Source organism: Hymenobacter sp. UYCo722 (genome assembly GCF_040547115.1).
GTDB lineage: Bacteria > Bacteroidota > Bacteroidia > Cytophagales > Hymenobacteraceae > Hymenobacter.
Genome location: NZ_JBEPPC010000002.1, coordinates 777,087 through 788,517, shown reverse-complemented (window position 1 = coordinate 788,517; position 11,431 = coordinate 777,087). Strand labels below are relative to the sequence as shown.

The 11,431-nt window shown below is 64.6% G+C and carries 7 protein-coding genes; all 7 read right to left on the bottom strand.

The features are described 5' to 3' along the window. Nucleotides 1-14 precede the first annotated feature (14 nt). On the bottom strand, nt 15-1,061 hold the full coding sequence (locus ABIB44_RS09120; protein WP_354584335.1) for an adenylate/guanylate cyclase domain-containing protein: 1,047 nt from the start codon (nt 1,059-1,061) through the stop codon (nt 15-17). An 82-nt stretch (nt 1,062-1,143) separates the two neighbouring features. Further along, nucleotides 1,144-1,521, bottom strand: a complete 378-nt coding sequence (locus ABIB44_RS09115; protein WP_354584334.1) for a response regulator — start codon at nt 1,519-1,521, stop codon at nt 1,144-1,146. 51 nt (nt 1,522-1,572) lie between these two features. Next, the gene (locus ABIB44_RS09110) at nt 1,573-3,744 is read right to left on the bottom strand and encodes a sensor histidine kinase (RefSeq protein ID WP_354584333.1); all 2,172 of its coding nucleotides are present in this window, start codon (nt 3,742-3,744) and stop codon (nt 1,573-1,575) included. A 14-nt stretch (nt 3,745-3,758) separates the two neighbouring features. After that, complete coding sequence (locus ABIB44_RS09105; protein WP_354584332.1) at nt 3,759-5,195, bottom strand: sensor histidine kinase; 1,437 nt, start codon at nt 5,193-5,195, stop codon at nt 3,759-3,761. A 137-nt stretch (nt 5,196-5,332) separates the two neighbouring features. Then, a complete protein-coding gene (locus ABIB44_RS09100) occupies nt 5,333-7,471 on the bottom strand; it encodes an ATP-binding protein (RefSeq protein ID WP_354584331.1) in 2,139 nt (712 codons plus the stop codon). 97 nt (nt 7,472-7,568) lie between these two features. Continuing rightward, a complete protein-coding gene (locus tag ABIB44_RS09095; RefSeq protein ID WP_354584330.1) occupies nt 7,569-9,560 on the bottom strand; it encodes a tetratricopeptide repeat-containing sensor histidine kinase in 1,992 nt (663 codons plus the stop codon). A gap of 367 nt (nt 9,561-9,927) precedes the next feature. Beyond that, a complete protein-coding gene (locus tag ABIB44_RS09090) occupies nt 9,928-11,313 on the bottom strand; it encodes an ATP-binding protein (RefSeq protein WP_354584329.1) in 1,386 nt (461 codons plus the stop codon). Nucleotides 11,314-11,431 lie beyond the last annotated feature (118 nt).

The window sequence follows — 11,431 nt, the reverse complement described above, 5'->3', positions numbered from 1 at the left end:
CTTGGCCCTTTCGGCTACTCCATTACCTCGTAAATCTTCACCGGCTGGGCCTTATTCTTGAGCACGACCTCATCGACGTACCGGCACTGAAAGGATTCTTTTACCTTCAGGTACACGGCTTCGCTGATGATGACCTGGCCAGCTTTGGCGGCCGATTGCAGGCGTTGCGACATGTTCACCACGTCGCCGATAACGGTGTAGTCGAGGCGCTTGAGGGAGGCCGAGCCGATGTTGCCCGACACAACTTCGCCGGTGTTCACGCCGATGCTGACTTCGGGGCGGTAGTCGAAGCCGGCGGGTAGCGGGGTTTTGCTATCCTGCAGGGCGGTGCGGGCCGACAGGGCAGCATCGATGGCGCGGTCGAGGTGGTGCTCGCCCCGGAAAACGGCCATCACGGCATCGCCCATGAACTTATCGACGTGGCCGCCCTGGGCAATAAACTCCTTCACCACGAGGTCGAAATAGGTGTTGAGCAGGCCCACGACGTCGGTGGGCGGCATTTTTTCGGCCAGCGCCGTGAAGCCGCAAATATCGAGGAAAACGATGGTGGCCTGCACCATTTCGGAGGCCAGCAGGCGGTTTTCGAAGTCGGGCCGCGTCATGAAATTGAGCACGGTTTCGTCGACATACATCTTCAGAATGTTGTTTTCCTGGATGGCGCGGATGGTGTCGCGCAGCTGGCGCACCTGCTCGGCGGTTTTCTCGATGGTGAGCTCCAGGTCGGCGAAATCGACGGGCTTCACCACGAAATCGAAAGCGCCCCGGTTCATGGCGGTGCGCAGGTTACCGAGGTCGCCGTAGGCCGATACGATGACGGTTTTCATGTCCGGATGCTCGGCGTGGGTGTGCGAGAGCAGGGTCAGGCCGTCCATCACCGGCATGTTGATATCGGAGAGGATGACGTCGGTATCGGGGTTTTCGAGGATGCGCGTGAGGGCTTCCTGGCCATTGGCGGCAAATACGAATTCGTAGACATTCTCCCGGATTTTACGCCGAAACTTCTGCTTGATAAGCAGCTCAAGGTCGGTTTCGTCGTCGACAACCAGGATTTTGGTTTTCATAAAAGGTAGCACCAGGCAAATTAACAGGACGAAAATACGTTGAAAAAGGATGGAACGCAGGACCATGCCGCCGCGCCAACTCCTACGCCGGCAATTCCTGCAGCTTCTGGCGCAGCACGGCGAAGTCGAGTGGTTTGGTGAGGAAGTCGGTAGCACCCAGCCCCAGCGCCTGCTGGCGGCTCTGCTCGTCGCCGTAGGCCGTAATCATCATCATGGTGGTGGGGGGCATGTGGCCTTCGGCCTTCACGTGGCCCAGCAGCTCCAGCCCGCTCATGCCGGGCATGTTGATGTCGGAGAGAATGAGCAGCACCTCAGAGGGGCGGCCGCGCAGGAATTCCAGGGCTTCCTCGCCCGAAAAGGCGAAGTTGAAGCTCAGCTCGCCGCTGCGGATTTCACGGCGGAAACGCTGCTGAAACAGGTCGCGCACATCGGTTTCGTCGTCAACAACCAGAATTTGCATGGAGTGGATTTTGCAGAAGTTCGTGAGGTTCAAAGGTAGCCCGCCCCGGGCTTAGGCCGGCAGCGTGATGACAAATTCAGTGCCCTGGCCGGGCTGGCTCTCCACGGCCAGCGCGCCGCCGTGGGCTTTGGTAATGATGTCGTAGCTCAGCGAAAGGCCCAGACCCGTACCCTCGCCGGTGGGCTTGGTCGTGAAAAAAGGCTGGAAAATCTTGGCTCTGATGTCGTCCGGAATACCCATGCCGTTGTCGTGTACGCGGATTTCGACCTGATTGCCGACTTGTTTTGTGCGCACGCAGACCGTGGGCTTATACGCCACTTCGCCGGTCTGCTGGCGCTTTTGCACGGCATAAAAGGCGTTGCCGAACAGGTTGAGCAGCACCCGGCCCACGTCGGCCCCGGCGGCTTCAACCAAGGGCAGGCCGGGCGCGAAATCCGTGTTTAGCGTGGCGTTAAAGGTTTTGTCCTTGGCCCGCAGGCCCTGGTAGGCCAGGCGCAGGTACTCGTCGCAGAGCTGGTTGAGGTCGGTCGGGGCCCGCTCGCCGGTGCTCGTGCGCGAGTGCTCGAGCATGCCCTTGACGATGGCCGCCGCCCGCCGCCCGTGGTGGCTGATTTTGCCCAAGTTCTGCCGCAGGTCGCCCACCAGCTCGGCTTCCAGCCCGGCGTCCCGAATGAGTTTGGCCTGCTCTTCTTCCAATTCCTCCAGCAGCTCGGTGCTCACTTCGGAGAAGTTATTGACGAAGTTTAAGGGGTTCTGAATCTCGTGGGCGATGCCGGCCGTGAGCTCGCCCAGGCTGGCCATCTTCTCCCGCTGAATCAGCTGGGCTTGGGTAGCGCGCAGGTCGGTGAGCGAGCGTTGCAGCTCGCCCGTGCGCTCGTGTACCTGCGTTTCGAGGGTCTCGTTCTGGGCGGCCAGCAGGGCTTGTTTGTCTTGCTCCTGAGCCAGGGTTTGGGCCGAAAGCTGTTCCACCTCCCGGAGTTTGAGCAGCAGTTGCTGTGCGTCGAGGGCAAACTCGCGGGCCAGAAACAGCGAGATGCCCAGCGCTGGCGCCAGAATATATATAAATAATAAAGCGTTATTGAAGTAATACACCTTGGCCGCGCTTAACACAACCGTGGCCAGCAGGCTAAGCAGCCCGACGGCGAAGCCGGTGCCGATAATGCCGACGCCGCGCTGGCGCTCTCGCCCCGCTTTGACCGTCAGGCGCAGCAGTTCGATGATGGCCAGCCCCATAAATACGACCGCCGCGATTATAGAGGCCCCAGTGGTAAAAAGATAGAGGCTACCCCCGGCCAGGGTCAGGCCGCCGGCCCCCCACAGCCCGTAGTAGAGACGGCCGGGCCGGTAGCCAAAGAGCGCATACAGCGCTCGCACTGCCCACATATAACTTAGAAACTGCAACCCGGCCAGAGCCACCGGTGCCGTCAGGGCCTGCGCGTTTGACGAGAAATTGGTGTCGCCCCCCGCCAGGTAGGCACTCAGCCAGAAGGACAGGGCCGCCGACCCGGCGTAGAAGGCGAAATACAGGTTGGCGCGCCGGGCGGGGTTGTAGCGAAAGAACACCAGGTGCAGCAGCGTGAGCAGCCCAAAAAGGCTGGCCGGCACCATCAACCGGGTGGCATTCTGCGCGACTTCGGCGGTCTGCCGCCGAAACTGCGGCTCCGTGAACAGCCGGCAGAAGAGCGGCGGGAAGTTATCCGCCCCCAGCACCCACGCGGGGTACTGCATGGGAGCAAAGCGCACGGCCAGCACGTGCGGCGCGCGGCCCAGGCCGGGCAGGTCCAGCGACGCGAGCGTGTTGAAGTTGGGCTGTACCTGGGCGGGGTCGGGGTGCAGGCGGCCATCGCGGTGCAGCAGCTGCCCATCGAGGTACATCTCAAAGGCGGCGTTGGCGTTGGGCCGCAGCAGCAGCACCTGCCGGCTCAGGCTGTCGCCGAGGCGGAAGCGCAGCCGCAGCCAGCCCATGCCCGTGTGCAGGCGGGCGGGCAGCTCGCGCCGGGGCCGGACGGGGTTGAGGGTGTCCCAGCCGAGGTCATCGAAGCCGGGTCGGGCCCAGGCGGGGTCGTCGCCGGGGTGGTAGCGCCAGCCTTTGTTGAGCATCAGTCCCCCGGCGGGCAAGCGGTCGATGCGCAGGGCGGCCATATCGGCCGGTAAAGGCGCGGCGGCGGCAGCCCCAGAAAGCAGCCCCAGGGCCGCAAGCAGCGCCAGTAAAAAGTGTTTCATGAACATCGGCGCAATTAAGCTGGGAGGGTGATGCAAAAGGTGGTACCCTGGCCGGGCTGGCTCTCCACGGCCAGCGTACCGCCGTGGCCCTGGGCAATAATGTCGTGCGAGAGCGAGAGGCCCAGGCCGGTGCCCTCACCCACGGGCTTGGTCGTGAAGAAGGGCTGGAAAATTTTGGCCTGCACTTCGGCCGGCATGCCCGTGCCATTGTCGCCGATGCGGATTTCGACGCCGCCCGGCCCGAAGCTGGTCCGCACCGTTACCTCGGGGCGGTAGCTGGCTGGGGCGGGGTGATGGCGCTGGCGCTGCTGCACGGCGTAAAAGGCGTTGGTGAGCAGGTTGATGAGCACCCGGCTAAGGTCCTGCGGCACCACCGCCACCAAGGGCAGGGCCGGGTCGAACGCGGTGCTCAGTTCGGCGCGGAAGTCTCGGTCTTTGGCCCGCAGGCCCTGGTAGGCCAGGCGCAGGCTGTCTTCGACCAGCGCATTGAGTGGGGTGGGCACGCGCTGGCCTGTGCCGGCGCGCGCGTGCTCGAGCATGCCTTTGATGATGGCCGTGGCCCGCTGCCCGTGCTGGCTGATTTCGCGCAGGTTCTGCTTCAGCCCGGCCAGGATTTCGCCCTCCAGGCCGGTGGCGCGGGGGAGGCCGCCGGGGTGGGTACCGCCGATGTCGTCCACGAGGTCGGTGCTTACCTCGGCGAAGTTTTTCATGAAGGTGAGCGGGTTTTGCAGCTCGTGGGCGATGCCCGCCGTGAGCTCGCCCAGGAAGGCCATCTTCTCGCGCTGCACCAGCTGGGCCTGGGCCGCCTGCAGGTTGGCCAGCGACTGCTCGAGCTGGGCGGTGCGCTCCGAGAGCAGCACGTTCTGGGCCCCGACAACACCCAGCGTGTGGGTGTTGATGTTGTCGAAGACCAGCGCCACTACCAGCAAAATCAGCATCAGCCCGCCCAGAATGTCGAGGTGCCAGAACTGCGCCTTATCGGCCGGCACCAGGTTCGGAAACCCGTAGTGCCGCTGCTCCAGCCCCCAAAAAGCCAAGGCCGTAGCCAGGGCCACGCCAAAGGAAATCAGCCCTGCCCGGCGACCCAGCAGGAAGGTGCCCGTGACGCTGCACAACGACAGCCACCAGGTGGTGGGGGCGTAGTAGCCGCCCTGGTACGCCGAGTTCACCACCACCGTGAGGTAGCCCACGAACAGAAACGCATAGCCCAGCACCACGTGCGAATACCACCCGGCGCGGTAGCCAAACGGCAGCAGCACAAAGCTAACGACCCCGAACAGCAGCACGTAGAAGCCCGGCATTAGCTGGGCCCACCAGCACAGCAGCATAAAGTTGAGCGAGAACAAGCTCGTCAGCAGCACGGTGTTGATGATGATGCGCACCCGCCGCCGCAGGTCGGGGCTGCCGGCAAAGTCGGCCGGGATGAAATAGTCGGTGAAGGTGGCAAGCATGGCTACCCGGCAATGATGAAAGCAGCGAGAACGGCTAGCCACAGGGCCGCGAGCGGTAAAAAGTAGCGCATAGGCAAAGTGGGGCCACGCGGCACGTACGGCTCGCGGGTAGAATTAATTCGATTAAAAATTAGGGTTTAAACGGGCAAGCTAATCACGAATTCGGTGCCCTCACCCGCGCGGCTTTCCACGCGCAACGTACCCCCGTGGCCCTGGGTCACGATGTCATGGCTCAGGCTCAAACCCAAGCCCGTGCCCTCGCCCACGGGCTTGGTGGTGAAGAAGGGCTGGAACACCCTGGCCTGCACCTCGGCCGGCATGCCCGTACCGTTGTCGCGCACCCCGATTTCTACGGCCTGCCCGTGGGTCGCCCGCCGGGTGCTCACCACCACGCTGGGTTCATAGGGCGCAGCTTGCTCACCGGAGCCGGCGGCGGCGGCCAGTTGCTGGCGCTCGCGCACGGCGTAGAGGGCGTTGGTGCACAGGTTGAGCAGCACCCGGCCCAGGTCGGGGGCCACCACGCTCACCGGGCCCAGGTCGGGGTCAAGGTCCTGGCGCAGCGTGGCGGTGAAGTCGGGGTTGGCGGCCCGTGCGCCCTCGTAGGCCAAGCGCAGGTGCTCGGCCACCAGGGCATTGAGGTCGGTGGGCTGGCGCGGGGTAGCCCCGCTGCGCGAGTGGGCCAGCATGTCTTTGATAATGGACGAAGCCCGCTGCCCATGCTGGCTGATTTGCTGCAGATTCTGCTTTAGTCCAACCAGGATGTCCTGCCCCAGCCCCGCCCCGGAGCGCGCGCCATTAATCTCCTCGACCAGCCCGGTGCTCACGTCGGCAAAGCTTTTCATGAAGGTGAGCGGGTTTTGCAGCTCGTGGGCAATGCCCGCCGTGAGCTCGCCCAAAAAGGCCATTTTCTCAGACTGCACCAGCTGGGCCTGAGTGGCGCGCAGTTCGTCCTGCTGCTGCCGGAGCAGGGCATAAGCACTCCGCCGGCGGCAGATGTTGCGCCACAATCCCCAGCTCAGGCCGGCCACGGCCGCCAGCCCCAGCAGCGCGCCCAGCAGAAACCAGCGCTGCTGGCGGTTTTTGGCCCGCATGAGGCGTTCGTTGCGGGTAAGCAAGCTAATCTGAGCCTGTTTTCTGGCCAGTTCGCCCCGATACGTTACCACCGCCACCCGGCGCTGCTGGTCGCTGGTGTTGAGACTGTCGCGGTACGCGCCGAACAGCTGCTCGTAGCGGTAGGCGGCATCGAAGCGGCCCCGCCGAGCCGAGGCCCGGGCCAGCACCTGGCTGGCATCGCGGCTAATGCTTTTAGCCCCGCTGCGCTGTGCGGCGAGCAGGCTTGGCTGTCCGTACCAGAAGGCGCTATCGGGCTGGCCAGCGTGCAGATAAGCACGGGCCAGCAGCAGTTGGGCGCGCGTTATCTCGCCCAGTTTTTGCAGGCGCGAGGCCCGCGCCAGGCTGCGGCGGCCAACGGCCAGGGCCTGCGGCACCTGGCCCTGGCGCTCCAGCATGTCGCCGATGTTGATGTCCTCGTACAGAATACCGCCTTCATCGCGCATGCGCCGGTAGCTCGCGGCGTCCTTCTCATAGTTGCGCTGGGCTTCGGCCCACTGCCCCTGGGCGCGGTACAAGTCGCCGATGCCGGCGTAGGCGTGGCCTACGCTGGGCTGGTCGCCGGAGGCCACGGCCCAGCGCAGGCCCTCGCGCAGGTAGTGGCGGGCGCGGGCGTATTCGCCCAGATGGGTGCTCGTGGTGCCCAGCTGGGTATTGAGAAAAGCCTGCCACTTGCGGTCGTGCCCGGCATCGGCCAGGGCCAGGCCGGCGAGGTTGGTTTGCAAGGACTTGGCTAGCTGGCCCTGGTCGAGAAAAATACAGGTCAGGTTATAGAGGCTGCGGGTTTGGCCCTGGCGGTTGCCGGTTTGGGCAAAGTCCCTGTTGGCCTGTTCCGAATAGGCCTGCGCCAATCCATACTCGCTGCGGTGGCGGTGGTAGAAGCCCAGGCCGAGCCGCGCTTCGGCCATGCCGGCGGGGTAGCCCAGCTGCTGCGCCAGGGCCAGGGCGGCCCGGAACAAGCTTGCCGACTCCTCAGGCGCATTATTGCGCAGCACCAGGGCCAGGGCGCTGAGGCGTTTGACGCGGGCGGTATCGGGCCGGGCGTGGGCCTGCAACTCGGCCCGCAGCTGGTCGGCGGCCGGAAGCTGCACCGGCAAGCCGGCCGCGTTTCGCCACCCCAGCAACCACAGAATAACCGCGCCCCGGCGCCACCACAAACTTTTCAAGCGAGCAAGCACCCACTATGGGCGCGCTTAAAGATAAGCATATTGGCCGCGCTTTATCAAGATGTTTCACTATTGCGGCGGCCCCGCCGCCCCGCCACTACGCGGGCAGGCCGACCACAAACTCGGTGCCCTCGCCCGCGCGGCTTTCTACTCGCAAGGTACCGCCGTGGCCGGTCGTCACAATGTCGTAGCTCAGCGAGAGGCCCAGGCCGGTACCCTCACCCACGGGCTTGGTGGTGAAAAAGGGCTGGAAGATTTTGGCCTGCACCTCGGGCGGCATGCCCGTACCGTTGTCGCGGATGCGAACTTCGACGCCGCCCGGCACGGCCTGGGTACTCACCGTGAGTTCGGGGCGATAGGCGGGGCCGGCGGGCAGCTGGTGCTGGCGCTGCTGCAAAGCGTAAAAGGCGTTGGTGAACAGGTTGATGAATACCCGGCCCATGTCGAGCGCCACCACCGATACCGCAGGCAGCCCGGGAGCCAGCGCGGTGGTTATCTGCACCTCGCTTTCTTTATCCTTGATGCGCAGGCCCTGGTGGGCCAGGCGCAGGCTGTCGCTCACCAGCGTGTTCAGGCTCATGGTTTCGCGTTGGCCGGTGCCGGTGCGCGAGTGCTCGAGCATGCCCTTGATAATGGACGTGGCCCGCTGCCCGTGCTGGCTAATTTGCTGCAGGTTTTGCTTCAGGCCACTCAAAATCTCGGCTTCCAGGGCAGCATTGCGGGCGGGGCCCTGCCCAGTGGGGTCGTGCTGCTCCCCCCTGATTTCATCAACCAACCCGGTGCTCACCTCGGCAAAGTTTTTCACGAAGTTGAGCGGGTTTTGCAACTCGTGGGCAATGCCGGCCGTGAGCTCGCCCAAAAACGCCATCTTCTCGCGCTGCACCAGCTGCTCCTGAGTCGTTTTCAGCTCGGCCAGCGACTGCTCCAGGGCCTGGCGGGCGCGCTCTTGCTGGCGGCCGTGGCGGGCCAGCACAACCGCCAGCACCAGCAGCCCCACCAGCACCCCCACCAGCGCGAAAGTGCGGTAGCGGGCCCGTAGCGCGGCCTGGGCGGCGGCAGCCTGTTGGGCCCGCTGCTGCTCGCGGTAGTTCAGGCTTTGCAGGCGCATTACTTTTTCCTGGCCGAAGAGCGTGTCCTTCATCACCAGCATCAGGCTCTGGTACTTGAGGGCGCTGTCGGCCGGGCCGCGCCGCTTGAAATCCTGCGTGAGCAGGCTGCTGGCATTGAGCACGCCGCGCAAAAAGCCGTTGGTGCGGCCGGCCTCGCAGCCCAGCCGGGCGTAGTAAATACTCGAATCGAGCCGGCCCATCTGCTGGTAAAGTTCGGCCAGGCCCACGTAGGCAAAGTTGAGGCTGCGCAGGTGGCCCACCTTTTTCGACTCGGTGATGCTTTGGTGGTAGTAGGTGCGGGCCTGGGCCACCTCGCCGCGCCGGCGGGCAGCGTTGCCCAGGCCGTAGAGAATGTAGTTGGTGGGGGTGTGCAGGCGGCGGGCCAGCCCCAGGGCGCGCGCCTGGTAGAGCTGGGCCGAGTCGAGCTGCCCAAACACGTCGTAGGCCAAGCCAATGTTGCTGAGCTCGATAACCACCCGGCGCTCGTCGTGCAGCTGCTGCCCGATTTTCAGGGCCTGGAAGTAGTAGCTCAGCGCCTGCCGCCGGTCGCGCAGGTACACGTAAATGATGCCGATGCTGCGCAGGTTCTGGGCCGTGAGGGCCCGGTCGCGGGTGGCCCGGGCAATGCGCAGCGACTGCTGAAACAGCTCGAGCGAGCGGGCCAGGTTGCTTTCGCGCAGGGCCGCACCCAGGCGGTTCAGGGCTTCGCCCTCGCCGTGGCGGTAGCCCACGCGGCGGGCCAGCGCCAGCGCCTGCTGCGCATACACGGCGGCCGAGTCGGTGCGCTGCGTCCAGAGCTGGTCGCTCACCTGGCACAGCAGCAGCACGCGGTCGTAGTCGGTCTGGGGCAGCTTGAGGAGTTGACGCAAACTGTCGAGCACCACGTGCGACACGCCCGGAGGCGTGGGTGCCGCCGGGGCCGCCGCTGCCAGGCAAGGGGCAGCCAACAGCAGGCCCAGCCTCAGGGCCCACTGCCGCAACCAGCCTAAAAGAAAGAAAATATTCAACGAATCAAGCCTCAAGCAGGCGAATAATAAATGCGGTGCCGACGTCCCCAGCCCTACCAGCCGCTAAGATACCGCGCTGGCCCTCTGCGGCGCTACCGAAGCGTATCGAGCTAGCCCAACCGGTATTTCCGCGCATAAGTTTGGTGGGGTGGCGGACCCCGGCGCGGGCGGCCAATCCGCGCCGGTTATTCCGCCATTCCCCGCCGCTAGTACAGGCCTGAAGTCGGAGGAGGTGCATGGCCGGCATCGCCCGTATTCCGCACGGCTCAGAAGGGCAGAACGGCGCTCCCCTTTCTATCGCGGTTTCCGAGCGGACACAGCCTCCAGCGCGGGAACTGCTTTAGCTAACCGGTAGGCGGATGAGAAATTCGGTACCCTGGTCCTCGTGGCTTTCCACGGTAAGGGCACCGCCGTGGCCCTGCGTCACAATGTCGTAGCTCAGGCTCAGGCCCAGGCCAGTGCCCTCGCCCGTGGGCTTGGTGGTAAAAAACGGCTGAAAGATTTTTTGCTTCACACTTTCGGGGATGCCGCTGCCATTGTCGCGCACCCGGATTTCTACCTCGTCGCCCACGCGCCGGGTACTCACGCGCACGGTGGGCGCGTAGCCGGGCGCGCCGCGCTGCTGGCGCTGGCGCACGGCATAGAAGGCATTGCTGAGCAGGTTGAGCAGCACGCGGCCCAGGTCCTGCGCCAGCACGGGCACGGGCGGCAGGTTGGGGTCGAAATCGGGTTCCAGGGTGGCATTGAAGGTTTTATCCTTGGCGCGCAGGCCGTGGTAGGCCAGACGCAGGTACTCGTCGGCCAGCTGGTTGAGGTCGGTGAGGGTGCGCTCGCCCGAGCTCGTGCGCGAATGCTCGAGCATACCGCGCACAATGCTGGCCGCCCGGCCGCCGTGCTGGGTTATTTTCAGCAGGTTCTGCTTCAGGTCGGCCAGCAGCTCGTCTTCCAGGCCGGCATCGCGGGCAGGTCGGGCACGCTCTTCTTCGAGCTCGGTTACCAGCTCGGCGCTCACCTCGGCAAAATTGTTGACGAAGTTGAGCGGGTTCTGAATCTCGTGGGCAATACCGGCCGTGAGCTCGCCCAGGCTGGCCATTTTCTCGCTCTGCACCAGCTGGGCCTGGGTGGCGCGCAGCTCCGTGAGGGCCCCGCGCAACTCCTCGGCCTGGGTGGTGAGGGCGGCCGTACGCTCGCCCACCAGCCGCTCCAGCTCCACGTTCTGGGCCTCGATGAGGCGCTTGGCCTTTTCCTCTTCTTCGCGCAGCAGATGTTCTTTTTCGAGCTGTTTTTTCTGGCCGCGGGCAATGAACAAAAAGCAAAACAGCCACAGCATAGCGAAGTAATCGGCGTTATTGAAGCCGTCGTGGTAGGTTTTCAGCAGGCGGATGCTCACCGTGAGCAAGCCCGTGCTGAGCAGGTCGAGGAACCACAACGGAACCAGGCCCAGCAGCAGCGTGCGGGACGGCCGGTAGTAGCTCAGCAGCAGCAGCAATACCCCGAAGGTGGTTCCCACGGCCAGCCGATAGTATTCGGCCAGCACCGGCGAGCGAAGGCCCAGCAGCAGCGCCAGGACGTACGTTACCACGGCCGGCACCCAGATGTAGCGCAACAGGCGGTCCCAGCGCGGCAGGCGGCGGGGCAGGTCCAGAAACTTGCTGACGCCCCGCGCTAGGCCAAAGGCGATGGAGGCATACAGCAAAAGGTCGGTATTGCCAATACGTGGGGTCATTGCAGCAAAAGGCAGGTGGCGAAGGAGAGGCGCAAGTTAGGGCAGCGGGCCGCGGCAGAACGCCAGCAATGCCGCCGGCCGGCAGAAAGGCTACGCCGCATTTATACCTGGCTATGTA